This is a genomic window from Bordetella petrii, from assembly GCF_000067205.1.
Lineage (GTDB): Bacteria > Pseudomonadota > Gammaproteobacteria > Burkholderiales > Burkholderiaceae_B > Bordetella_A > Bordetella_A petrii.
Map to the genome: position 1 here is coordinate 2,861,475 of NC_010170.1, position 25,142 is coordinate 2,886,616.

The 25,142-nt window shown below is 66.1% G+C and carries 21 protein-coding genes; 8 read left to right on the top strand and 13 right to left on the bottom strand.

The window, feature by feature from the left end; translation table 11 throughout:
- Positions 1-6 precede the first annotated feature (6 nt).
- The gene (gcvA, locus tag BPET_RS13815; protein ID WP_012249636.1) at positions 7-927 is read right to left on the bottom strand and encodes a transcriptional regulator GcvA; all 921 of its coding nucleotides are present in this window, start codon (positions 925-927) and stop codon (positions 7-9) included.
- A gap of 153 nt (positions 928-1,080) precedes the next feature.
- On the opposite strand from gcvA, the gene BPET_RS13820 reads away from it, so the two are divergent.
- The 5 genes from BPET_RS13820 to BPET_RS13840 all read left to right on the top strand — a co-directional run bounded on the left by BPET_RS13820 (position 1,081) and on the right by BPET_RS13840 (position 6,067).
- Positions 1,081-2,070, top strand: coding sequence for a Bug family tripartite tricarboxylate transporter substrate binding protein (locus tag BPET_RS13820; protein WP_012249637.1), 990 nt, complete (start codon positions 1,081-1,083; stop codon positions 2,068-2,070).
- Positions 2,071-2,133: 63 nt separating this feature from the next.
- Entirely contained in the window at positions 2,134-3,003 is an 870-nt protein-coding gene (locus tag BPET_RS13825; protein ID WP_041862906.1) for an N-formylglutamate amidohydrolase, read from the top strand.
- A 185-nt stretch (positions 3,004-3,188) separates the two neighbouring features.
- Positions 3,189-4,310, top strand: a complete 1,122-nt coding sequence (locus BPET_RS13830; protein WP_012249639.1) for a Re/Si-specific NAD(P)(+) transhydrogenase subunit alpha — start codon at positions 3,189-3,191, stop codon at positions 4,308-4,310.
- A 3-nt stretch (positions 4,311-4,313) separates the two neighbouring features.
- On the top strand, positions 4,314-4,631 hold the full coding sequence (locus BPET_RS13835) for an NAD(P) transhydrogenase subunit alpha (RefSeq protein WP_012249640.1): 318 nt from the start codon (positions 4,314-4,316) through the stop codon (positions 4,629-4,631).
- Positions 4,628-6,067, top strand: a complete 1,440-nt coding sequence (locus tag BPET_RS13840) for an NAD(P)(+) transhydrogenase (Re/Si-specific) subunit beta (RefSeq protein WP_012249641.1) — start codon at positions 4,628-4,630, stop codon at positions 6,065-6,067. Before BPET_RS13835 ends, BPET_RS13840 begins: the two co-directional genes overlap by 4 nt.
- 262 nt (positions 6,068-6,329) lie before the next feature.
- Here the strand turns inward: BPET_RS13840 and glcF are convergent, their stop codons facing one another.
- From glcF to BPET_RS13875, 7 genes are all read right to left on the bottom strand, one after another.
- Positions 6,330-7,553 (bottom strand): glycolate oxidase subunit GlcF, encoded by a 1,224-nt coding sequence (glcF, locus tag BPET_RS13845; protein ID WP_012249642.1) that lies wholly within the window; start codon positions 7,551-7,553, stop codon positions 6,330-6,332.
- A gap of 6 nt (positions 7,554-7,559) precedes the next feature.
- Positions 7,560-8,669: a glycolate oxidase subunit GlcE gene (gene glcE, locus BPET_RS13850; protein ID WP_012249643.1), complete on the bottom strand. Its 1,110-nt coding sequence runs from the start codon at positions 8,667-8,669 to the stop codon at positions 7,560-7,562.
- Positions 8,670-8,681: 12 nt separating this feature from the next.
- Entirely contained in the window at positions 8,682-10,181 is a 1,500-nt protein-coding gene (locus BPET_RS13855; RefSeq protein ID WP_012249644.1) for an FAD-linked oxidase C-terminal domain-containing protein, read from the bottom strand.
- 89 nt (positions 10,182-10,270) lie between these two features.
- Complete coding sequence (locus BPET_RS13860) at positions 10,271-11,680, bottom strand: FAD-binding oxidoreductase (protein ID WP_012249645.1); 1,410 nt, start codon at positions 11,678-11,680, stop codon at positions 10,271-10,273.
- Between the two features lie 109 nt (positions 11,681-11,789).
- Entirely contained in the window at positions 11,790-12,863 is a 1,074-nt protein-coding gene (aroG, locus tag BPET_RS13865; RefSeq protein ID WP_012249646.1) for a 3-deoxy-7-phosphoheptulonate synthase AroG, read from the bottom strand.
- 244 nt (positions 12,864-13,107) lie between these two features.
- Positions 13,108-14,568: a metalloprotease TldD gene (tldD, locus tag BPET_RS13870; RefSeq protein ID WP_012249647.1), complete on the bottom strand. Its 1,461-nt coding sequence runs from the start codon at positions 14,566-14,568 to the stop codon at positions 13,108-13,110.
- Positions 14,569-14,581: 13 nt separating this feature from the next.
- Entirely contained in the window at positions 14,582-15,400 is an 819-nt protein-coding gene (locus BPET_RS13875; RefSeq protein ID WP_012249648.1) for a carbon-nitrogen hydrolase family protein, read from the bottom strand.
- 162 nt (positions 15,401-15,562) lie between these two features.
- Here BPET_RS13875 and BPET_RS13880 point away from each other — a divergent pair, with 162 nt between their 5' ends.
- Positions 15,563-15,922, top strand: a complete 360-nt coding sequence (locus BPET_RS13880; RefSeq protein ID WP_012249649.1) for an H-NS histone family protein — start codon at positions 15,563-15,565, stop codon at positions 15,920-15,922.
- A gap of 99 nt (positions 15,923-16,021) precedes the next feature.
- On the opposite strand, the gene BPET_RS13885 is transcribed toward BPET_RS13880, so the two are convergent.
- A complete protein-coding gene (locus tag BPET_RS13885; protein WP_012249650.1) occupies positions 16,022-16,660 on the bottom strand; it encodes a DUF4136 domain-containing protein in 639 nt (212 codons plus the stop codon).
- Positions 16,661-16,804: 144 nt separating this feature from the next.
- Here BPET_RS13885 and pepN point away from each other — a divergent pair, with 144 nt between their 5' ends.
- Positions 16,805-19,513: an aminopeptidase N gene (pepN, locus tag BPET_RS13890; protein ID WP_012249651.1), complete on the top strand. Its 2,709-nt coding sequence runs from the start codon at positions 16,805-16,807 to the stop codon at positions 19,511-19,513.
- A 38-nt stretch (positions 19,514-19,551) separates the two neighbouring features.
- The gene (locus tag BPET_RS13895; RefSeq protein ID WP_012249652.1) at positions 19,552-20,580 is read left to right on the top strand and encodes a class 1 fructose-bisphosphatase; all 1,029 of its coding nucleotides are present in this window, start codon (positions 19,552-19,554) and stop codon (positions 20,578-20,580) included.
- Positions 20,581-20,650: 70 nt separating this feature from the next.
- Here the strand turns inward: BPET_RS13895 and BPET_RS13900 are convergent, their stop codons facing one another.
- From BPET_RS13900 to alaC, 4 genes are all read right to left on the bottom strand, one after another.
- Positions 20,651-20,872 (bottom strand): YgdI/YgdR family lipoprotein, encoded by a 222-nt coding sequence (locus tag BPET_RS13900; RefSeq protein WP_012249653.1) that lies wholly within the window; start codon positions 20,870-20,872, stop codon positions 20,651-20,653.
- Between the two features lie 220 nt (positions 20,873-21,092).
- Positions 21,093-22,502, bottom strand: a complete 1,410-nt coding sequence (thrC, locus tag BPET_RS13905; protein ID WP_012249654.1) for a threonine synthase — start codon at positions 22,500-22,502, stop codon at positions 21,093-21,095.
- A complete protein-coding gene (locus BPET_RS13910; RefSeq protein WP_041863965.1) occupies positions 22,499-23,803 on the bottom strand; it encodes a homoserine dehydrogenase in 1,305 nt (434 codons plus the stop codon). The genes thrC and BPET_RS13910 overlap by 4 nt, the downstream gene beginning before the upstream one ends.
- Before the next feature lie 138 nt (positions 23,804-23,941).
- A complete protein-coding gene (gene alaC / locus BPET_RS13915) occupies positions 23,942-25,129 on the bottom strand; it encodes an alanine transaminase (RefSeq protein ID WP_012249656.1) in 1,188 nt (395 codons plus the stop codon).
- Positions 25,130-25,142 lie beyond the last annotated feature (13 nt).

Here is a 25,142-nt window from a genome sequence, read left to right on the forward strand (position 1 = left end):
ATTATTCTAGAGGGCCGCGGGTTCGCTCGCCGGGCGCGGCTCGGCCGCCAGCGAAACTTCCATCAGCCAGGCCCGGAATGCCTGCAGAATAGGCAGATTGGCCTTCTGCTCGGGGTAGCACAGGTAATAGCCCTGACGCGCACGGATCGGCAGCCGCAGCGCGACGGCCAGCTTGCCGTCGCGCAGTTCATCTTCAATGAGGCAGCGCGGGATCAGCGCGATGCCGAAGCCGGCCGCCGCGGCCTGGGACAGCAGCGAATACTGGTCGAAGCGCGCGCCCTCGAGCGCGCGCCGCGTGTCGCAGCCGGCCTGCTCGAACCAGTCGCGCCAGCCTTCCAGCGCCGAGGTATGGTGCAGCAGTGGATAGCGCAACAGCTCGTCGGCGCTCTGGCAACCGTCGCCCAGCAGGCGCGGACTGCACACCGGCACGATATCGCGCCCCACGATGTAGTCGGCGCCGCTGCCCGGCCAGATACCGTCGCCGAAGCGCACGGCCGCGTCCAGTTCCGGGGTGGAAAAATCGTAGCCCTGCCGGTGCGGCAGGAACTCGACGTGGATGTCGGGCCGCACCCGCATGAAGGTGGCCAGCCGTGGAATCAGCCAGCGCGCGCCAAACGTGGGCATACAAGTCAGGTGCAGCGTACCCCCCTGGCCCTGGTGCGCGATGAGCTCGACCGTGGCCGCCTCGATCTGGCCCAGCCCGGCCTGGATTTTCTTCAGGTAGCTTTGCCCTGCCTCGGTCAGCACCAGGCCTTGCCTGATTCGCAGGAATAGTTCGACCCCCAGGAAGCTCTCGAGGTGTTTCACTTGTTTACTGACGGCGCCCTGGGTGACGCAGAGTTCCTGGGCGGCGCGCGTGAAGCTGCTATGCCTGGCAGCGACTTCAAAGGCTTGCAGGTCAGTCAGAGAGGGACAGAATCGGCGCATGGGGAGCGCGGTTGTTGTAACTAATTACAACTTCCGGCATGAAAAAAAGGAATAGCTTACGGAGAATCTTTCGTTTGCGCAAACCAGGTGCGGCGCACAGAATCTTCGAGTTTGCGAACCGCAACAATCCAACATCTTCCTACAGGGGAATTCATGAAACGTCGCCATGTCATCCTGGGCCTGTCTCTCACCGCCGCGGCACTGGCCGCGCCGCTGACCGCCGGCATCGCCCACGCGCAAGACGCCTATCCGACCAAACCCATCCGCCTGGTCGTGCCCTTCCCGCCCGGCGGCACCACCGACATCGTGGGCCGCCTGTTCGCCGACAAGCTCAGCCAGGCGCTGGGCCAGACCGTGGTGGTGGAAAACAAGGCCGGCGCCGGCGGCTCGATCGGCAGCGCCCAAGTGGCCAGCGCCGAGCCCGACGGCTACACGCTGGGCATCGCCACCGTCAGCACGCACGGCATCAACCCGGCCATTTACCACAACCTGCCCTTCGACGCCGAAAAAGACTTCACGCCGATCTCGAACCTGGCGTCCGTGCCGAACATCATGGTGATCAATCCCAAGGTGCCGGCCAAGAACATCAGCGAATTCATCGCCCTGGCCAAAAAAGAGCCGGGCAAGCTGGCGTATGCCTCGGCCGGCAACGGTTCCGTGTCGCACATGATGGGCGAACTGTTCAAGATGGCTTCGGGCACCGACCTGATGCACGTGCCGTACCGTGGCGTGGGCCCCGCCCTGAACGACACGCTGGCCGGCCAGGTCGACGTGCTGTACGACAACCTGCCGTCGTCGCTGCCGCATGTGCAGGCCGGCAAGCTGATAGCCATGGCCGTGGCCTCGCCCAAGCGCGTAGCCGCCCTGCCCGACGTGCCCACCTTCGCCGAAGCCGGCCTGGCAGCGGTGAATGATTCGTCGTGGTTCGGCCTGATCGGCCCGGCCAACCTGCCCAAGCCCGTGCTCGACAAGCTGTATGCCGCGGTGGTGAAGGTCAGCGCCGACCCGGCCGTGGTGCAACGCCTGGAAAGCCTGGGCGCCGCGCCGGTGGCCAACACGCCTGAGGAATACGCCAAGCAGATCTCGGCCGAAATCGCCAAGAACAAGCGTATTGCCAAAGAGGCCAATGTGAAGATCGACTGACCGATCTGCGGCCCCCGCCCCGGGCGGGGGCCGTTTCCCGTCTTGATGCTGTATCGATACCCCATGCTTATCAACGAACCCTTGTCTTATCGCCTGGCCCTGCCGGCCGGCTACCCGGAAGCCTCTGCCGCGCTGGTGCTGGATTCGCCGCACAGCGGCACGACCTACCCCCCGGATTTCGCGCCGTCGGTGCCATTCGCCGCGCTGCGCACGGCCGAAGACACCTGGGTCGACGACCTGTGGGGCGATGCCGTCGACATGGGCGTGCCCCTTATTGCCGCCGCCTTTCCGCGCGCCTATATCGACGCCAACCGCTCTCTGGAAGAAATCGATCCGCAGCTGCTTGAGCAGCCGTGGCCCGAGCCGCTGCCCGAGTCCCCCAAGGTGAAGCTGGGCAAGGGCCTGATCTGGCGCATGCTCGACGACGGCACGCCGCTGTACGACCGCAAGCTCAGCCTCGATGAGGTGCGCCATCGCATCGACGCCTGCTGGAAGCCCTACCATGCCCAGGTGGCCCGCCTGATCGACCAGGCCCACGCGCGCCATGGCAAGTCGTGGCACATCAACTGCCATTCGATGCCCAGCGTGGCCGGCATTTATGCCACCGACAAGCCCGGCCTGGTGCACCCCGATTTCGTGCTGGGCGACCGTGACGGCTCGACCAGCGATCCGGCTTTCCGCGAGTTCGTCGCCGCCTGGCTGCGCGAACGCGGCTACGATGTCACCGTGAACGACCCCTACAAGGGCGTGGAACTGGTGCGCGCCTACGGCCGCCCGGCCGAAGGCCGACACAGCCTGCAGGTCGAGATCAACCGCAAGCTGTACATGGACGAAACCACGCTGCGGCCTTCGGCCGGCTATGCGAGGCTGAAATCCGACCTGCGCGGCCTGACCGCCGCCCTGCTCGACTGGACGCGCGCGCAAACGGCCTGACGCCGGACGTTTGCACGCACGCGGCTGGCGCCATGCGCCGGCCTTCGGCGCCCTGGCCATGCCAGGGCGTTTTTTATACGCGCCTTCCGGTGTCGGCCTCGCCAACGCGCCCGCAGGCAGCGCCTGCATCCTGACCGCCTCCCGCTGATTCCGTGTATAACTACGCGAACCCAGGAGGAGGAGCGATGCAGATAGGAATACCGCGCGAGACCCGGGAAGGCGAAACTCGCGTCGCAGCAACGCCGGAAACCATAAAAAAATACATCGGCGCCAAACATTCTGTCGTGGTCGAACGCGGCGCGGGCCAGGCGGCCCGCTACCCCGACGAGGCCTACGCCGCCGCCGGCGCCACGCTGGGCAGCGCGCAAGATGCGCTGGGCAGCGAACTGGTGCTGAAGGTGCGCGCCCCCTCGGCCGAGGAACTGCCGCACATGAAGGCCGGCGCGGTGCTGGCCGGCATGCTGGATCCGTTCGACGCCGACGGGCTGGCCGCGCTGGCGGCCGCCGGCCTGACCGCCTTCGCGCTGGAGGCCGCGCCGCGCATCACCCGCGCCCAGAGCCTGGACGTGCTGTCGTCGCAGGCCAACCTGGCCGGCTACAAGGCCGTGCTGCTGGCCGCCCATTACTACGGGCGCCTGTTCCCCATGATGATGACCGCCGCCGGCACGCTCAAGGCCGCGCGCGCCGTGGTGCTGGGCGCCGGCGTAGCGGGCCTGCAGGCCATCGCCACCGCCAAGCGCCTGGGCGCCGTCGTCGAAGCCTCGGACGTGCGGCCCGCCGCCAAGGAACAGATCGAGTCGCTGGGCGCCAAATTCATCGACGTTCCGTTCGAAACCGACGAAGAACGCGAGATCGCCCAGGGCACCGGCGGCTACGCCCGGGCCATGCCGCCCGCCTGGATGGCGCGGCAGGCCGCGCTGGTGTCCGAACGCTGCCGGCAAGCCGACATCGTCATCACCACCGCCCTGATTCCCGGCCGCCCCGCGCCCACTCTGCTGTCGGCCGAGACCGTGCAGGCCATGAAGCCCGGCTCGGTCGTGGTGGACCTCGCGGTCGAGCGCGGCGGCAACTGCCCGCTGTCCGAAAAGGGCCAGGTAGTGGAAAAGCACGGCGTCACGCTGGTGGGGCTGACCAACCTGCCCGGGCTGGTGCCGACCGATGCGTCCGCGCTCTATGCGCGCAACTTGCTCGACTTCCTGAAACTCATCACCGATGCCGATGGCGCGCTGGCCATCCGGCGCGACGACGAAATCGTCGCCGCCTGCCTGATGTGCGAAGGCGGCAACGTCATCCAGAAAAAGGGCTAGGCCATGGAAGCAATCAACCCCACGCTGGTCAACCTGATCATCTTCGTGCTGGCCATCTACGTGGGTTACCACGTGGTATGGAACGTCACTCCCGCCCTGCACACGCCGCTGATGGCCGTCACCAACGCCATCTCGGCCATTATCATCGTCGGCGCGATGCTGGCGGCGGCCCTTACCGAAGGCGGGCTGGCGCGCGGCATGGGCGTGTTCGCGGTGGCGCTGGCCGCCGTCAACGTGTTCGGCGGCTTCCTGGTCACGCGCCGCATGCTTGAAATGTTCAAGAAAAAAGACAAGAAGCCCGCGCAGGAGGCTCGCCCATGATTTCGCTGAACCTGGTGACCCTGCTGTACCTGGTGGCCTCGGTCTGCTTCATCCAGGCCCTCAAGGGCTTGTCGCACCCCACCACGTCGCGCCTGGGCAATGCCTTCGGCATGGCCGGCATGGCCATCGCCGTACTCACCACGGCGGCGCTCATCGTGCAGCTGGCGCGCGCCGGCCAGGCCGGCATCGGGCTGGGCTGGGTAGTGCTGGGCCTGCTGGTTGGGGGCTCGATCGGCACCCTGATGGCCAAGCGCGTCGAAATGACCAAGATGCCCGAACTGGTGGCCTTCATGCACAGCATGATCGGCCTGGCGGCCGTGGCCATCGCGGTAGCGGTGGTCGCCGAACCGCACGCCTTCGGCATCGCCGCGCCCGGCGCGCCGCTGCCCGTGGGCAACCGCCTGGAACTGTTCATTGGCACCTTCGTCGGCGCCATCACGTTCTCGGGCTCGGTCATCGCCTTCGGCAAACTGTCGGGCAAGTACAAGTTCCGCCTGTTCCAGGGCGCGCCGGTCGTGTTCGGCGGGCAGCACCTGCTGAACCTGCTGCTGGCCCTGGCGATGCTGGCCTGCGGCTTGTGGTTCATGGCCACCCAATCCTGGACGCCGTTCATCATCATGACGGCCATCGCATTCGTGCTGGGCGTGCTGATCATCATCCCGATCGGCGGCGCCGACATGCCGGTAGTGGTGTCGATGCTGAACAGCTATTCGGGCTGGGCGGCGGCCGGCATCGGTTTTTCGCTGAACAACCCCATGCTGATCATCGCCGGCTCGCTGGTGGGCTCGTCAGGCGCGATCCTGTCGTACATCATGTGCAAGGCAATGAACCGCTCGTTCTTCAACGTGATCCTGGGCGGCTTCGGCGGCCAGGGCGCGGCGGCGGCCGCGGCGGGCGACGGCCAGCAGCGCAGCGTGAAATCAGGCAGCGCCGACGACGCGGCGTTCCTCATGACCAACGCCGAAACCGTCACTATCGTGCCCGGCTATGGCCTGGCCGTGGCGCGCGCCCAGCATGCCCTGAAAGAGCTGGCAGAAAAACTGGGCGAAAAAGGCGTAACGGTGAAATACGCCATCCACCCCGTGGCCGGTCGCATGCCTGGCCACATGAACGTGCTGCTGGCCGAGGCCGAAGTGCCTTACGACCAGGTATTCGAAATGGAAGACATCAACGGCGAGTTTGGCCAGACCGACGTGGTGCTGGTGCTGGGCGCCAACGACGTGGTCAACCCCGCCGCCAAGAACGACCCGTCGTCTCCGATCGCCGGCATGCCCATCCTGGAAGCCTACAAGGCGCGCACCGTCATCGTGAACAAGCGCTCCATGGCCGCCGGCTACGCCGGCCTGGACAACGAACTGTTCTACATGGACCGCACCATGATGGTGTTCGGCGACGCCAAGAAAGTGCTGGAAGACATGGTCAAGGCCGTGGAATGACCCCCCGGGCCGAGGGGAAACCAGCGTAGCAACCCGCGGCCGCCCGCATCAGCAAGCCCAGACCCGCGGAATATCCTCCACTGGCAGTCCCGCGGCGGCCGGCTGGGCCGGGGGCGGCGCGTTGGGCGGCGGGGCAGCCTGCGCAGCAGGCCGAGGGCGCCCGCATGCGCCCGAGCCCGACGTACGGGCGCCGCTCCGGCCCAGCCGGCCGCCGCGGGACGGGCAAGAACTCCCCCCGCCCGATAAGCACCACCACTAGGCCCTAAGCCCCCCGCAACCGCTCGTCGACCACCTCGATCCAATGCCTCACCGGTATCTCGGTCCCACTTTGCAGATGCGACACGCACCCAATGTTGGACGACACAATCACCGGCGGCGCATGGGGCGTTATCGCGGCCAGCTTGCGGTCGCGCAGTTCCAGCGCCATGCCCGGGTTCAACACCGAATAGGCGCCGGCCGAACCGCAGCACAAGTGCGAATCGGCAAATGGCTGCAGCTCGAACCCCAGCTCGACCAGCAACCGCTCGCTCAAGGGACGCAAACCCTGCCAGTGCTGCAACGTGCACGGCGGATGAAACGCCGCGCGCCCGCCCGGCGCCAGGCGCTCCCGCAAGGCCTGCGCGTGCGGCGCAACGATTTCGGCCACGTCTTTCACCAGCTCCACAATACGCGCCGCGCGCTCGGCATAGCGCGCATCGTGGCGCAGATGATGGGCATATTCCTTCACCATGGCGCCACAGCCCGAGGCGTTCATGACAATGGCCTCGATCTCGCCCTGCTCCACCGCCGGCCACCACGCATCGATATTCGCGCGCATCTGGTCCAGCGCCTCGGCCTGCGCGTCCAGGTGGAAATTCACGGCGCCGCAGCAGCCAGCGGACGACAGCCGCGCCCCGATGCCCACGGCATCCAGCACGCGGATCGTCGCCGCGTCGATAGTCGGCATCATGGCCGGCTGCACACACCCGGCCAGCATCAGCACCTGGCGCGCATGACGGGCCGTATCGGGTAGCGGGCCGGGATCACGCCGCTGCGGCACCTTGCGCTGCAGGGCCTGCGGCAACAGTCCGCGCAGCATCTGGCCGGCCCGCATGGCTGGCGCGAACAGCGCCGAGTTCAACCCCTTGCGCAACAGCGCACGGCGCATGCGGTCGCGCCATGGGCGCTGCACTTTCTGGTCGACCACGTTGCGGCCGATGTCGATCAAGTGGCCGTACTGCACCCCCGACGGACACGTGGTCTCGCAATTGCGGCAGGTCAGGCACCGATCCAGGTGCTGCTGCGTGGCCAGCGTGGGCTCGGCGCCCTCGAGCACCTGCTTGATCAGGTAAATGCGCCCGCGTGGGCTGTCGAGTTCGTCGCCCAGCACCTGATACGTGGGACAGGTAGCCGTGCAAAATCCGCAGTGCACACAACGCCGCAGGATAGCGTCCGCCTCGCGGCCCTGATCCGTCTCGCACGCCCAGGAAGCAAGATTAGTCTGCATGCTGCGTTATAGCTCCAACACCAACCGGCCCGGGTTGAACAGCCCAGCCGGATCCAGTTCTTGTTTCAGGCGCCGGGTAATAGCCGCCACCCCTGGCGACAGCGGATGGAATACGCCGTCGGCGGGAACCGCCGCGCCCGTCGGGCGGAATAAAGTGGCATGGCCGCCCAGGCGCTGGGCCAGCTCGCGCATGGCCTGGGCATCGGCCGCGCCGCTCACCCAGCGCTGCCCGCCGCTCCACTCCACCAGCGTCGGCCAGCCGAAATCCTGTGCCGGCGTGGCGGGCGGCAGCGCCAGGCGCCAAAGGGGCTGGCCGCGCCCGAAGAACGGATGCGTGTGCTCGCGCAGCGACGTCCACCATTGCCCGGCCTGCGCGGCGTCGAGCGTGTCGCCGCCGATGCGCGCGGCCGCGCTGCGCACCGCGGGCGGCGCACCCGACAGCCTGACCGTGACGAAGCCGCCGGCGCCGTCGTCGGCGGGACTCCAGCATGTGGCCGACACCGCCAGCGGCTGGCCGCGCCATTCGGTAAAACAGGCCAGGGCCTGCGCCTGGGTGGCCTCGAAGCGCAGCGTGCGTTCTTCGAAAGGCCGCGGCGCCACCTTGAGCGAAACCTCGAGAATCGCGCCGAAAATGCCATGCGAACCCGCCAGCAGGCGCGATACGTCATAGCCCGCCACATTCTTCATGACCTCTCCGCCGAACGAGAGCACGCGGCCTTGAGAATCGAGCAGGCGCGCGCCCAACACGAAATCGCGGACGCCGCCGGCCGCCATGCGGCGCGGACCCGCCAGGCCCGCCGCCACGCAGCCACCCACGGTGGCCGACGCGCCGAAATGCGGCGGCTCGAAAGCCAGCATCTGGCCGTGCTCGGCCAGCGCCGCTTCCAGCGTGGCCAGCGGCGTGCCGGCGCGCGCCGTCACCACCAGCTCGGACGGCTGGTAACTGACGATGCCGCTGTATGCGGTCATATCGAGCAGGCAGTGGCCATCTTGCGGCGTAAGCGGCCGATAGTTGCCGTAGAAAGACTTGCTGCCGCCTCCCATGACGAACAGCGGCTTGTGGCCGGCACGCGCCGTCATGACCTGGTCGCACAACTCCGACAGGACGAATTCCATTTTGCGCCCGCCTTAAAAGCGAGCCAGGTCGGGAAAGCTCATTTCTCCGGCGTGCACGTGCATCTTGCCGTATTCCGCGCAACGCGCCAGGGTGGGAATCACCTTTTCAGGGTTCAACAGCCCGGGCGGATCGAATGCCCGCTTCACGGCCAGGAACGCGTCCAGTTCATCGCGCGTAAATTGCACACACATTTGATTTATTTTCTCCATACCCACCCCGTGCTCACCTGTCAGGGTGCCTCCGACCTGCACGCACAGCTCGAGAATGGCTGCGCCGAATTTTTCCGCCCGCTCGACTTCGTCGGGCTTGTTCGAGTCAAACAGAATCAGCGGATGCAGGTTGCCGTCGCCCGCGTGGAACACGTTGGCGCAACGCAACCCGAATTCATCTTCCATCTGCTCGATGGCTCCCAGCACGCGCGCCAGATGGCGGCGCGGAATGGTGCCGTCCATGCAGTAATAGTCGGGCGACACGCGCCCGGCCGCGGGAAACGCATTCTTGCGCCCCGCCCAGAACCTGAGCCGTTCGGCCTCGTCGCGCGACACCTGCAGGCGCGTGGCGCCGGCCTTGCGGAACACGGCCTCCATGTGCTGGATTTCGTGCGCCACTTCTTCGGCCGTGCCATCCGATTCGCACAGCAAGATGGCCTGCGCGGAAACGTCGTAGCCCGCGTTGACGAAGGGTTCGACCATCTGCACTGCCTGGCGGTCCATCATTTCGAGGCCTGCCGGGATGATGCCCGCCGCAATGACATCGGTGACCGCCTGGCCTGCGGCCTCGGCGCTGGAAAAGCTGGCCATGATCACCTGCGCGCAGGCCGGCTTGGGAATGAGCTTGACGGTAATCTCGGTTACCACGCCCAGCATGCCCTCGGACCCGATGAACACCGACAGCAAGTCCAGCCCCGGCGCATCGGGCGCTTCGGAGCCCAGTTCGACCACTTCCCCATCGATGGTGACCACGCGCACGCGCAGCACGTTGTGCACGGTAAGGCCGTACTTCAGGCAATGCACGCCGCCGGAGTTCTCGGCCACGTTGCCGCCGATGGAGCAGGCGATCTGGCTGGAAGGATCGGGCGCGTAGTACAGCCCGTAAGGCGCGGCCGCCTCGGAAATAGCCAGGTTGCGCACGCCCGGTTCGACCACTGCCGTGCCGCTGGCCGGGTCGATGCGCCGGATGCGGTTGAACTTGGCCAGGCCCATCAGCACACCTTGCGCGTGCGGCAAGGCGCCGCCGGACAAGCCCGTGCCGGCGCCGCGCGCCACCAGCGGCACATTCAGCCGCTTGCACAGGCGCAGTACCGCGATGACCTGTTCTTCGGTCTCGGGCAGGGCCACCACCGGCGGCAGCGCGCGGTACAGCGACAGGCCATCGCACTCGTATGGACGGGTATCTTCTTCGCGGTGCAACACGCAGTGCGCAGGCAGCACGGCATGCAGCGCATCGATGACCTGCTTCGCGGAAAACGGCTGCTGGGTGTGACTAAGGTTCGGTTCGACCAGTGAATTCATGAGCGCAACAATAGCGCGTGGCTATCATTCCCGGCAGGGCGGATTTACCCGCACCCGCCGGCCCCGCCCGCCCTGCTGGCGGCATGGTCTTACCAGCTGATGATCTTGCCGGGGTTCAGGATGTTGTTCGGGTCGAACGCGTGCTTCAGGCTGCGCATCAGCGCCAGCGCGTCTTCGCCGTGCTCTTCGGTCATGAATTGCATCTTGTGCAGGCCCACGCCGTGCTCGCCGGTGCAGGTGCCGTCGGCCGCGATGGCGCGCCGCACCAAATTGTGATTAACAGTTTCAGACTCTTGCCACTCAGCCTCGTTGTCGGCATCCAGCAACATCAGCACGTGGAAATTGCCGTCGCCCACATGGCCCACGATGGTGTACGGAAAACTGGCGCGGTCAAGCTCGTCGACGGTTTCGCGCACGCAGTCGGCCAGCCGGGAAATCGGCACGCAGACATCGGTGGTGCTGGCGCGGCAGCCGGGCCGCAATTGCAGGCCGGCAAAATAGGCGTTGTGGCGCGCCGTCCAGAGGCGGCTGCGGTCTTCGGGGCGTTCGGCCCATTCGAAGTCCATGCCGCCGTGCTCGGCGGTGATGCTCTGCACGGTTTCGGCCTGTTCTTGCACGCCGGCCGGGCTGCCGTGGAACTCGAACACCAGCATAGGCGTTTCGCGCAGCGCCAGTTTGCTGTGCAGGTTGACAGCCCGCACTGCCGCCGCGTCCATGAATTCGACGCGCGCCACCGGCACGCCCATCTGGATGATCTCGATGACGCTTTGCACCGCGTCGTCGAGCGTGGGGAAATTGCACACCGCGGCCGATACGGCTTCGGGTTGCGGGTACAGCCGCACGGTGACTTCGGTAATGATGCCCAGCGTGCCTTCGCTGCCCACGAAAATGCGGGTGAGATCGTAGCCGGCCGACGACTTGCGGGCCCGGCCCGCCGTGCGCACGATGCGGCCGTCGGCCGTGACCACGGTGAGCGACATGACGTTTTCGCGCATGGTGCCGTAGCGCACGGCGTTGGTGCCCGAGGCGCGCGTGGCGGCCATGCCGCCCAGGCTGGCATCGGCGCCCGGGTCGATCGGGAAGAACAGCCCGGTGTCGCGGATTTCTTCGTTGAGCTGCTTGCGGGTAACCCCGGCCTGCACCGTGGCGGTGAGGTCTTCGGCATTGACCGCCAGCAGGCGGTTCATTTGCGACAAGTCGATGCTGATGCCGCCCTGGATGGCCAGCAGATGTCCTTCGAGCGACGAGCCCGCGCCATACGGAATGAGCGGCACGCGGTATTCGTTGCACAGGCGCGCCACCGCCGCCACTTCTTCGGTGCTATGGGCGAACACGACGGCATCGGGCAGCATCGGCGGATACGGGGATTCGTCGCGGCCATGATGCTCGCGCACGGCCTGCGACACCGACAGGCGGTCGGCAAATTGCGCGCGCAGGGCGTCCAGGCAGGCGGCGGGAACCGGACGGCGCAGGGATTCGGCGGTGGCGGGTGCATTCATGGCGTAGAGGCGTCAGAAGGATGGGAACTCTGCATTCTACGCCGGGCGCGGCGCGAATTCCGCGCCCCAGGCATGATGGAACATGAGGGCCGCCCGCCCGCCGGCCGCCCTACTTGCCCGCCGTCGTGGCCGCGCGCCGCCGCTCTTTCACGGCCCGCGCCAGGCGCTCGAGCACCTGTACCGAGGCGTCCCAGTCTATGCACCCGTCGGTAATGCTCTGGCCGTACACCAGCGGCTCGCCCGGAACCATGTCCTGGCGACCGCCCAGCAAATGGCTCTCGACCATCACGCCCACGATGCGCATGTCGCCGCCTTCGATCTGGCGCGCCACATCGTCGATCACCAGCGGCTGGTTTTCGGGCTTCTTGCTGCTGTTGGCGTGGCTGGCGTCGATCATCAGGCGTTGGGCCAGGCCGGACTTGGCCATGTCCTGGCAGGCGGCGGACACGCTGGCAGCGTCGTAATTGGGCGCCTTGCCGCCACGCAGGATCACGTGACAGTCTTCGTTTCCGGCAGTGGACACGATGGCCGAATGCCCGCCTTTGGTCACCGACAGGAAATGATGCGGCTGCGATGCCGCCTTGATGGCGTCGACGGCGATCTTCACATTGCCGTCGGTGCCGTTCTTGAAGCCCACCGGGCACGACAGCCCGGAAGCCAGCTCGCGGTGAACCTGGCTTTCGGTCGTGCGCGCCCCGATGGCGCCCCAGGACACCAGGTCGGCAATGTACTGCGGGGTGATCATGTCGAGGAACTCGCAGCCGGCGGGCAGGCCCTGGCTGTTGATGTCCAGCAGCAGCTCGCGCGCCACGCGGATGCCGCGATTGATGTCGAAACTGCCGTCCAGGCCCGGGTCGTTGATTAACCCTTTCCAGCCCACGGTGGTGCGCGGTTTTTCGAAATACACCCGCATCACCACTTCCAGCTCGCCCTGCAGGCGGTCGCGCACCGGCTTCAGGCGCCCGGCATATTCCAGCGCGGCCCGGGTGTCGTGAATTGAGCACGGCCCGATGACCACGATCAGGCGGTCGTCCATGCCGTGCAGGATGCGGTGCATGCCCTGGCGCGCGGCGAAAACGGTTTCGGACGCCTGCTGCGTGCAGGGGAATTCGCGCATGACGTGCGATGGCGGGTTCAGCTCTTTGATTTCGCGGATGCGAAGATCGTCGGTATTGTGTGACACGATGTGCTCCTGGGTTGCCCCGCCAGGCTGACGGCACAAAAAAGCCGCCAGGGGGCTGGCGGCTTTTTTGAGGGATTTCGTACGGACTTCAGATTGAGCGCGTCCCTTCCTCCGCCAGCGGCTTCAGAAAACCAAAAAAATAAAAATAAAAGGCGGGGGACGCGAATTTCATGACGAGAAACTCTAGCACAAAAACGGCAAGGCCGCCAAGACCGGCGCCAAGGTCCGGATCATTGGCAGCACGTCAGGCCGTACCGCCCACCGTGAGCCCATCCATGCGCACCGTGGGCATGCCCACCCCCACCGGCACGCTCTGGCCGTCCTTGCCGCAAGTCCCCACCCCGGAATCCAGCTGCAGGTCGTTGCCGATCAGGCTGACGCGGTTCATGGCGTCCGGACCGTTGCCGATCAGCGTGGCCCCCTTGACCGGATAAGTGACCTTGCCGTTTTCGATCATGTAGGCCTCGGACGCCGAGAACACGAACTTGCCATTGGTGATGTCGACCTGGCCGCCGCCGAAATTGGCCGCATAAATGCCGTGCTTGACCGAGGCGATGATTTCCTCGGGGGGCGTCTGGCCGGCCAGCATGTAGGTGTTGGTCATGCGCGGCATGGGCAGGTGCGCGAACGATTCGCGCCTGCCGTTGCCGGTGGCGCCCGTTCTCATCAGGCGCGCGTTCAGGGTGTCTTGCATATAACCACGCAGGATGCCGTCTTCGATCAGCACATTGCGCTGCGTGGCATTGCCTTCGTCGTCGATGTTCAGCGAACCGCGGCGGTCGGGCAGCGTGCCGTCGTCGATGACGGTCACGCCCTTGGACGCCACGCGCTGGCCGATGCGGCCGGAAAACACGCTGGACCCCTTGCGATTGAAATCGCCTTCCAGGCCGTGGCCCACGGCTTCGTGCAGCAGAATGCCCGGCCAACCCGACCCGAGCACCACCGTCATCTCGCCCGCCGGGGCGGGGCGCGCATCCAGGTTGACCATGGCTTCGTGCACGGCGCGCTCGACATAGCCTTGCAGAATGTCTTCAGAGAAATACGCCAGCCCCAGCCGGCCGCCGCCGCCGGCATGGCCCATTTCGCGGCGCCCGTTGCGCTCGGCGATCACGGTGAGCGACAGGCGCACCAGCGGGCGCACGTCGGCAGCCAGGCGGCCGTCGCTGCCGGCGACCAGCACGACATCGTATTCGGCGCCCAGCCCCGCCATCACCTGGATGACATGCGGATCGCGCGCACGCGCCATGCGTTCCACCTGTTCGAGCAGCGCGACCTTCTGCGACGCGCTCAGCGTGGCAAGCGGATCGAGGTCGGCGTACAGGCTGCGCCCGGCCTCGGGCGGCACCTGGGCCGCCACCTTCACCTTGCCCGCGCCGCGGCGCGCGATGCCACGCACCGTGCGGGCCGACGAAAGCAGCGCCTCGGGCGAAAGCGAGTCGGAATAGGCGAAGGCGGTTTTTTCGCCGCTGATGGCGCGCACCCCCACGCCTTGCCCGATCGAGAAACTGCCGGTCTTGACGATGCCCTCTTCCAGGCTCCAGCCTTCGCTGCGCGTGTACTGGAAATACAGGTCGGCATAATCGACCTTGTGGGTGAAGATTTCGCCCAGCGCGCGAGCCATGTCGGCTTCGGTCAGGCCCCAAGGGTCGAGCAGCAGCGACTTGGCCGTGGCCAGGGATTGGATATCGGGATCGATCGGCTTCATAAGATTAATGTCTTTACAGGACTCGATGGCGCAATGCCGGCAGTGATGCGCGCACTTGCGCCAGGCGCTCAGCCTCTATGGTACCGCTGACCACGCCTGGCCCCTCGGGCAGGACGCCGAGCACCTCGCCCCACGGGTCGATCAGCATGGAATGGCCCCAGGTGCGCCGGCCATTAGGATGGCGCCCGCCCTGTGCGGCGGCCAGCACATAGCATTGGTTTTCGATGGCGCGCGCGCGCAGCAGCAGCTCCCAGTGCGCCTTGCCCGTGGTGTAGGTAAAGGCGGCCGGCACCAGAATCAAGTCCACCTGCCCCAGGGCGCGGTAAAGCTCGGGAAACCGCAAGTCGTAGCAGACCGACAGGCCCACCCGCCCCCACGGCGCATCGAAGGCGCGCACCGTATCGCCCGGGCGGATGGCGATGGACTCGTCATAGGCCTCGTCGCCGCGCTGGAAATTGAACAAATGGATTTTGTCGTAGCGTGCGGCCGGTTTGCCGTCGGGGCCATAGACAAAGGTGCTGTTGAATACCCGGCCCGGGTCGGGGCAGGCCAGCGGCAGCGTGCCGCCCGCCAGCCACACGCCATGCCGTTCGGCCTGGGCCGCCAGGAAATCCTGGATCGGCCCCTGGCCGGGCTGTTCCTTTATTTCGAGCTTCTGCAGATCGCCATGCCCCATAAAACAGAAATACTCGGGCAGGGAAATCAGGCGCGCCCCCGCGGCCGCCGCTTCGGTGATTAACTCGCCGGCCTGGCGCAGATTATCCTGCACGTCGGGCGTTGAGACCATCTGGATGGCGGCCACTACCGTTGAATTCGACCCTGAAACACCCATTTTTCAGCCCTCTGAAAATGATAAATATGCTGCACAATACTGAACGGGCCGGATATTTTATGTATTATGGCAAGCATGGCCGACCAATAAGGCCTTTATTACCCGCGCCAGACCGCTTTTAATACCGGCAATAGACCGCACCATAATCTCTCAGGACTCGCCATGCCCCGTGAAACGTACTCCGCCCTGCAAGCCAAAATAGAAAAAGAAATAAACAAATTGCAAAAAAAAGCGGAAGCCCTGCAAAACAAGCGCCGCAAACCGGTTATTGCATCCATTGTCGCGTCGATGCGCGAATACAATATTACCCCCGAGGAAATCGCCAGCGCTTTTGGCGGCGCCTCGAAATCGCGAGCCTCGGGCAATCGCAAGGCCGCGCCGGCCGCCAAACGCCAGGTGGCGCCCAAGTACCGCCACCCCAAGACCGGTGAAACCTGGAGCGGCCGCGGCAAGGCGCCGCGCTGGCTGACCGCCGAAGAAGCCGCGGGCAACAGCCGCGAAACCTTCCTGATCGCCGAATAAATCGCGTCTGGGCGGCGCCGGGCCATTTGGCCCGGCATTATTCCCGGCGCCGCCGGCCGCTGCGCCGGAAATTGCCCACCCCATACCCCGGCAGTCCGCTCAGCGGTCGAGCGGATATTCCACTTCGCGCTCCGAGCCATTATTGCCCGGGAAATTATCGAATATGGCGCGCACCAGATACGGCATGGTGCGCACCAGGTCTTCACGGCCGGTGACTATATACGCCGTGGCACGATATACCTCGGCGTCATTGCGCGCGCTATCGTGGATTTCGACACTGAGGCGGTTGCGATATGCCACCGCGGGCACGTCGACCCAGTCGGGGCCCCAATACCCGAAGCCGCCGCCCCACCAGCGCGGCCCGTAAAACCCGCCATAGCCGCCATAGAAATACGGATCATAGGCGCGGCGCACCATTACCTGGGTTTGCTCGGACCCGTACTTGAACGACACCTTGAAGCGCGCCGACTGGCCCGCCCGCGCCTCGACCAGGCCGGTGGGCCCGATGCCGGCGCGCATCGTGTCCTGGTAGGCCTGGTATTCCAGGTTGCCGGCCTGGCCGGGTTCGGCATCCACGAACCGGTAGGTCTGGCCGACCACGTCGGCGGGCCATTGCTGGAACGACGTGACGCGGGCCTCGACCGTGGGCGTGGCGCAGCCTGTCAGCAACCCGGCCGACAGCGCGACCGCTATACCGGCCCACCGCCAGAAACCGAGCCACGATAGGGATTGGGACATGAGCATCTCCTGCGATGGGCGCCATCATACGTAGATTTCGACCATGCCGGTGAATGAAAGTTTTCAACCGGATATTTCTTCCGATATTTGGCCGGCGGGGTACCACTACAATACGTCATTCCCCTATTCTGAACTGGTCTTGGCATGCGCACCGAAACGCCTGTAACCGTATATCGCAAGGATTATCAGCCCTATCCGTATGCCATTCCGGAAGTCGCCCTGGCGTTCGACCTGGACCCCGAATCCACCCAGGTGCACAGTACGCTGCGCATCGAGCGCAAGGCCGATGCCCCTGCCGACGCGCCGCTGGTGCTGGATGGCGCCGAACTGGAGCTGGTGTCGCTGCAGGTCGACGGCAAACCCTGGCCGGCAGACCGCTATACGCTGGACGACAGCGCCCTGATCCTGTCGGGGCTGCCGGGCGCCGCCACAATCGATATCGTCAGCCGCTGCCGGCCCGCCGCCAATTCCACCCTGATGGGCTTGTATGTGTCGGGCGGCAATTTCTTCACGCAATGCGAGGCCGAAGGCTTTCGCCGCATTACCTGGTTCGCCGACCGGCCCGACGTCATGTCGCGCTACCGCGTCACGCTGCGCGCCACGGCCGACTACCCGGTACTGCTGTCCAACGGCAACCTGCTGGCCACGCACACCCTGCCCGACGGCCGCCAGGAAGCGCAATGGGAAGACCCGTTTCCCAAACCCTGCTATCTGTTTGCCCTGGTGGCCGGCCGCCTGACCCATCGCGAAACCACCGTGCAGACCGCCAGCGGCCGCCCGGTGCTGCTGCAGGTGTACAGCGACCCCGGCTCTGAAGACCGCACCGAGTGGGCGCTTGAGTCGCTGGTGCGGGCGCTGCGCTGGGACGAGTCCCGCTTCGGCCTGGAACTCGACCTGGACCGTTTCATGGTGGTGGCGGTGCGCGACTTCAACATGGGGGCCATGGAAAACAAGGGCCTCAACATTTTCAACGCCGCCTATGTGCTGGCCGATCCGCACACCGCCACCGATGCCAACTACGAGGGCATCGAGGCCGTGATCGGGCACGAGTATTTTCACAACTGGACCGGCAACCGGGTCACCTGCCGCGACTGGTTCCAGCTCAGCCTGAAAGAAGGCCTGACCGTTTTCCGCGACCAGGAATTCACCGCCGACATGATGGCGCGCGATCTGGACCCGGCCGCGGCCGCCAGCGCCCGCGCCGTCAAGCGCATTGACGACGTGGTTACCTTGCGCGCGGCGCAGTATCCGGAAGACGCGGGCCCCATGGCCCACCCCATCCGGCCGGAAAGCTACCAGGAAATCGGCAACTTCTATACGGCCACGGTGTACGAGAAAGGCGCCGAGGTCATCCGCATGCAGCACACCCTGCTGGGCGCGGAAGGTTTTCGCGCCGGCATGGACGAATACTTCCGGCGCCACGACGGCCAGGCCGTCACCTGCGACGATTTCGTGGCCGCGATGGAATCCGTGTATGCGCGCCAGCACCCCGGCCGCGATCTCTCGGTGTTCCGCCGCTGGTACCGCCAGGCGGGCACGCCGCGCGTGGCCGTCAGCCTCGATTACGATGCGGCCGCCAGGCAGTGCACCGTCACGCTCGCCCAGCGTTGCCCGCCCGCGGGTGTGGAAAAGCGCGCCGGCGACGGCTACGTGAAAGCGCCGCCGCACATTCCCTTTGCACTGGGTCTGCTCGATCCCCAGGGTCGCGCGCTGCCGCTGCGGCTGGCGGGCGGGCAGCCGCAGGACACGGCGCTGCTCGAACTCACGCAGGAAAGCCAGCAATGGGTGTTCCACGACGTGCCCGCCCAGCCGGTGCCGTCGCTGCTGCGCGGCTTTTCCGCGCCGGTGATCGTCGAATACAACTGGAGCGACGCTGAACTGGCTCTGCTCTCGGCCCATGACACCGACCCCTTCGCCCGCTGGGAGGCCGGCCAGGAACTGGCCACGCGCCAGATCCTGGCGCTGGCGGCCAGCCAGCAGTCCGGCGCGCCTATGCAGGCCGACGCCGCCTTCATCCAGGCCTGGCGCGCCCTGCTCACCGACCCGACGCTTGACGCCGGCTACCGTGCCCGCGCCCTGGCCCTGCCCTCGGAAAAAACCCTGGCCGAACGCATGCAGGCCATCGACCCGCCGGCCCTCGCCGCCGCGCGCGATTTCCTGCGCGCCGAGCTGGGCCGCGAACTGGCGGCCGAATGGCGGGCCGCGTTCGACGGCAACCAGACGCCCGGCGCATACAGCCCGGCACCCGGCCCGGCCGGCCGGCGCGCGCTGAAGAACCAGGCCTTGTCGCACCTGATGGCGGCGGGCCTGGACGGCGCGCAGGCGCTGGCTCAGGCGCAGTTCGACCAGGCCGGCAACATGACCGACAGCCTGGCGGCGCTATCCGCCCTGGTGAATCACGGCCAGCCCCAGGCCGCCGCCCAGGCGCTGCAGGCTTTCTATACCCGCTGGCAGGACGACCCGCTGGTCATCGACAAATGGTTCACGCTGCAAGCCACCGCGCGCGGCACCGACGTCGAGGCGGTGCGCGCGCTGATGGCGCATCCCGCGTTTACACTGCGCAACCCCAACCGCGCGCGCGCCCTGGTGTTCCAGTTCTGCCTGAACAATGCGCGCGGCCTGCACCGCGCCGACGGCGCGGGCTACGCCTACTGGACCGAGCAGGTGCTGGCGCTGGATGCGCTGAACCCCGAAATCGCCGCCCGCCTGGCGCGCGCGCTCGACAACTGGAGCCGCTTCGTGCCGGCGCTGCGCGCGCCCATGCAGGCCGCGCTGCAGCAGGTGCGCGGTCATGCCGGACTGTCGCGCAACGTGCTCGAAATCGTATCCAAGGCGCTGGAATTCGCCGCCTGAATTTCACGCCCTTTATTCGCTGCTAACGGAGACCGCTCTTGAAACGCAAAACCCTTACCCAATACCTGGTCGAGCAGCAGCGCTCGGCCAATGCCCTAGGCCCCGAGGTGCGGCTGCTGATCGAAGTCGTGGCGCGCGCCTGCAAGGCCATCAGCCACGCCGTCAGCAAAGGCGCGCTGGGAGGCGTGCTGGGCAGCCTCGAGTCCGAGAACGTCCAGGGCGAAGTGCAGAAGAAGCTCGACGTGCTGTCCAACGAAATCCTGCTCGAGGCCAACGAATGGGGCGGCCACCTGGCGGCGATGGCGTCCGAGGAAATGGAAACCATCCATCTGATCCCGAACCGCTACCCCAAGGGCGAATACCTGCTGCTGTTCGATCCGCTGGACGGCTCGTCGAACATCGACGTCAACGTGTCGATCGGCACGATCTTTTCGGTGCTGCATGCGCCGCACCGCGTGGCGGGCGCCGAAGAAGTCTGCGAACAGGATTTCCTGCAGCCCGGCAGCCAGCAGGTGGCCGCGGGCTATGCGGTGTACGGTCCGCAGACCATGCTGGTGCTGACCATCGGCACCGGCGTGGTGGGCTTCACGCTCGACCGCGAAATGGGCTCGTGGGTGCTCACCCACGAGAATATGCGCGTGCCCGAAGACACCAAGGAATTCGCCATCAACATGTCGAACATGCGTCACTGGGCGCCGCCCGTGCGGCGCTACATCGACGAATGCCTGGCCGGCACGACCGGCCCGCTGGGCAAAGACTACAACATGCGCTGGATCGCCTCGATGGTGGCCGACGTGCACCGCATCATGACCCGCGGCGGCATCTTCATGTACCCCTGGGACGCGCGCGAGCCCGGCAAGGCGGGCAAGCTGCGGCTGATGTACGAAGCCAACCCGATGAGCATGATCATCGAACAGGCCGGCGGCGCGGCCATCGACGGCACGCGGCGCATCCTGGACATTCAGCCCGACAAGCTGCACCAGCGCGTCAGCGTGATCCTCGGCTCGAAGAACGAAGTCGAACGGGTCGGCCGCTATCACGCCGAGGCCGCCCAAGCGCCTGCCTAGGCCAGCCGGAAAAGCGTCAGGCGCCCCGAGGGGCGCCTGACGCCTGTTCCGCATGCCGCGCCTGTTGCGGCTACTTCACTTCTTCGATGCTCTTCACATCGTCCTTGTTGATCTGGACCTTGTGGCCGTCTTTCTCGTACTCGTAGAAGCCCGTATCGTCGTTGTACTTCGGCTCATCGGGAGTGACGAGCTGGCTACCGTCGCGCGTCTGTACCGTCGATGGCGACGAGCAGCCCGCCAGTACGCCGACTCCGGTCACGATCAGGGCGAGCGTCATGGTCTTCAATTTCATGGGGCATTTCTCCGTCAGTCTTGAAAGAAATTTCAATGTAGGACGGCGTTTCCTGCTGCACCGTGACGGGATGTCGTCAAAATGCATAAGTCTGTAATGACAGCGGGCGCGCCCCGGTTACGTCCCCCTGCCACGGCCCGCCCGTGGGGCGGCTTCCCAAAACAAAACCCCCGGCTCGCGCTGGCCGGGGGTCCGTGACGGAAAGACGTCGCAATCACCCTTACACTTTGGCATTGGCCTCGATGTAGCGCCGTACCAACTGTGCGTCGCAATCCATGACCTCGACGCGCTGCGGCAGCGACTCCAGGCCTGCCAGGGCCGGTGGCGGCGTTACCGGCCGGCCCAGGGCCTCTTCGATGGTGTCGGAAAATTTTGCCGGCAGCGCCGTTTCCAGCACCAGCATGGGCACGCCCGGCTCGACGAACTCGCGGGCGACCTTCACGCCGTCCGCAGTGTGCGGGTCGACCAGCACGCCGGTGGCGTCGTAGGTGGCGCGAATCACGGCCAGGCGGTCGGCGTGCGTGCTGGTGCCGGCCACGAAGCCGTACTGCGATTCGAAGCCCGGCTTCAGGGAGGCCAGATCGAAGTAGCCGTCGCGCGCGAGGTCCGCCCATAGCGCCTTGACGCGCCGCGGGTCGCGACCGGTGAGATCGAAGACGAAGCGCTCGAAATTCGAGGCCCGCGAGATATCCATCGACGGGCTGGAGGTCGCGTAGGTTTGCTCGGCGCCGCGCGGGCGGTAGATGCCGGTGCGGAAGAACTCTTCCAGCACGTTGTTCTCGTTGGTGGCCAGCACCAGGCGCCGCACGGGCAGGCCCATGGCGCGCGCGATGTGCCCCGACAAGATATTGCCGAAATTGCCCGAGGGCACGGCGAACGACACCTGCTGTCCGGCAGCCGAGGTGGCGCGCAGCCAGCCATGGAAGTAATACACCACCTGGGCGGCGATGCGCGCCCAGTTGATGGAATTCACCGCGCCAATGCGATAGCGGGTCTTGAAATCGAGATCGCCAGCCAGCGCCTTGACGATATCCTGGGCCTCGTCGAACACGCCGCGCACGGCGATGTTGTGGATGTTCTCGTCTTGCAGCGAGTACATCTGGGCGCGCTGAAAGGCGCTCATGCGGCCATGCGGCGACAGCATGAACACCGCCACGCCCTGCTTGCCGCGCAGCGCGTATTCGGCAGCCGACCCGGTATCGCCCGACGTGGCGCCCAGGATGTTCAGCGTGGCGCCGCGCCTGGTCAGCACATACTCGAAAACCTGGCCCAGGAACTGCATGGCCATGTCTTTGAAGGCCAGCGTCGGGCCTTCCGACAGGCCCAACAGATGCATCCCGTCATCGAGCGCCCGCAGCGGCACGATGTCTTCGCTGCTGAAGATGCCAGGCCGGTAGGCCGCGTGCGTCAGGCGGCGCAGGTCGTCGGCCGGGATATCGGTGGCAAAGCGCGACAGCACTTCGAAAGCCAGGTCGGCATACGACAGGCCGCGCCAGCTTTCGAGCGTATCGGCCGAAATCTGCGGCAGGGTTTCGGGTACGGCCAGGCCGCCGTCGGGGGCCAGGCCTTCGAGCAGGATGTCGCTGAATGCTTGCGGGGCCATGCCGCCGCGGGTAGAAATGTATTTCATGTCAGGGTCTCGACACGCAGGCGCGTCACGCTGGAGCGCACGAACGGCAGTTGTTCGATGCTGCGAATGGCTTGGTCGACATTGCCTTCGACGGCCTGGTGGGTCAGGAAGATGATATCGGCGCCGCCGATGTGCGAAGGCTGCTGAATCATCGAACCGATGGAAATGCCGCGCTCGGCCAGGATGCGGGCGATGTCGGCCAGCACGCCGGGCTGATCGTCGACCCGCAGCCGCAAATAATAAGAGGTGCTGACCTTGTCGATGGGCAGGATCGCCAGGTCGGACAGCGCGTCGGGCTGGAAGGCCAGGTGCGGCACGCGGTTGCCGGGGTCAGCCGTGTGCAGACGGGTGACATCGACCAGGTCGGCCACCACCGCCGAGGCGGTGGGCTCTTCGCCGGCGCCCTGCCCGTAGTACAGCGTGGGGCCCACGGCATCGCCGCGCACCAGCACGGCGTTCATGGCGCCCTCTACGTTGGCCAGCAGGCGCTCGGCCGGCACCAGGGCCGGGTGCACGCGTAGCTCGATGCCGTCGGCGCGGCGCTTGGTGATGCCCAGCAGCTTGATGCGGTAGCCCAGGCGCTCGGCATGGGCAATGTCTTCCTGGGCGAGCTGCGAAATGCCTTCGATGTGCGCCTTGTCGAACTGCACCGGCACGCCGAATGCCAGCGAGGCCAGCAGCGTCAGCTTGTGCGCGGCGTCCACGCCCTCGACGTCGAAGGTCGGGTCGGCCTCGGCGTAGCCCAGGCGTTGCGCTTCGGCCAGCACGTCGGCAAACGGCAGGCCGCGCGAGCGCATTTCGGACAGGATGAAATTGGTGGTGCCGTTGATGATGCCCGCCACCCATTCGATGCGGTTGGCGGTCAGGCCTTCGCGAATGGCCTTGATGATGGGAATGCCGCCGGCAACGGCGGCCTCGAAGGCCACCATGACGCCCTGCGCCGAGGCCGCGGCGAAGATCTCGTTGCCATGCTTGGCCAGCAGCGCCTTGTTGGCGGTGACCACGTGCTTGCGATGCGCAATGGCCTCGAGCACCAGCTCGCGCGCCAGCGTGTCGCCACCGATGAGCTCCACCACGATGTCGACTTCGGGGTCGCGCACCAGCGCGTGCACGTCGGTGTCGACCGTGACGGCGTCGCCAACGCGGCTGCGCGCCTTGGCCACGTCGCGTACGGCGACGCGGCTGATCTCGATGCGCCGGCCGGCGCGACGGGCGATTTCTTCGGCATTGCGGGCCAGCACGCTCCAGGTTCCGCCCCCCACCACGCCCAGTCCGAGCAGGCCGATCTTGATGGGCTTGATCTCGGTGCCCGGGCGGGTGGCGCCGTTGGGCGCCGTACTTGCAGAATTCGTCATTTCAGATTTCCAGATACAGCAGAGGTGTCAGCCTCCGTGGCGTGAGCGTGTCCGACGCCCTGCCGGAGTCGGACACCTGGCCTATTACTTCAGCAGACCATCCTTGCGGAACATGTCTTTGATGCCCCGCACCGCCTGGCGCGTGCGTTGTTCGTTCTCGATGAGAGCGAAGCGCACGTACTCGTCGCCGTATTCGCCGAAACCAATGCCGGGCGACACCGCGACCTTGGCGTCGGACAGCACGCGCTTGGCGAACTCCAGCGAACCCATGGCACGGTAAGGCTCGGGAATCTGCGCCCAGATATACATGGACGCCTTGGGAATCTCGACGTTCCAGCCAGCCTCGTGCAGGCCGCGCGCCAGCACGTCGCGGCGGCTGCGGTACTGCTCGACCACTTCGCCAACGCAGTCTTGCGGGCCGTCGAGCGCGGCGATGGACGCCACCTGAATGGGCGTGAACGTGCCGTAATCGTGGTAGCTCTTGATGCGCGCCAGTGCATTGACGAGTTCGCGATTGCCCACCATGTAGCCGATGCGCCAACCGGCCATGTTGTAGCTCTTGCTCATGGTGAAGAACTCCACCGCGACATCGCGCGCGCCGGGCACCTGCATGATGGACGGCGCAACGTAACCGTCGAAACAGATGTCGGCGTAGGCGAGGTCGTGCACCACCAGGATGTCGTGCTCTTTGGCCAGCGCCACCACCCGCTCGAAGAACGACAGGTCGACGCACTGCGCGGTGGGATTGCTGGGAAAGCCCAGGATCATCATCTTGGGCTTGGGAATCGACTCGCGCACGGCGCGCTCGAGTTCCTCGAAGAAGTCCACGCCCGGCGTCATGCGCACCGAACGGATGTTGGCGCCGGCGATGACTGCCCCATAGATGTGGATGGGATAGCTGGGATTGGGCACCAGCACAGTGTCGCCGCGGTCGAGCGTGGCCAGCATCAGGTGGGCCAGGCCCTCTTTCGAGCCGATGGTGACAATGGCTTCGCTGTCGGGATCGAACTCGACCGCGTAGCGGCGCTGGTACCAATCGCAAATGGCCTTGCGCAGGCGCGGAATACCCTTCGATACGGAATACCCGTGGGTGGTGGGCCGGCTGGAGGCCTCGACCAGCTTGTCGACGATGTGCTTGGGCGTGGGGCCATCGGGGTTGCCCATCGACATGTCGATGATGTCCTCCCCGCGCCGCCGGGCGGCCATCTTGAGCTCGCCGGTAATGTTGAACACGTACGGGGGCAGACGCTCGATGCGGGAGAACTTCCTCATGGGAATGATTCCT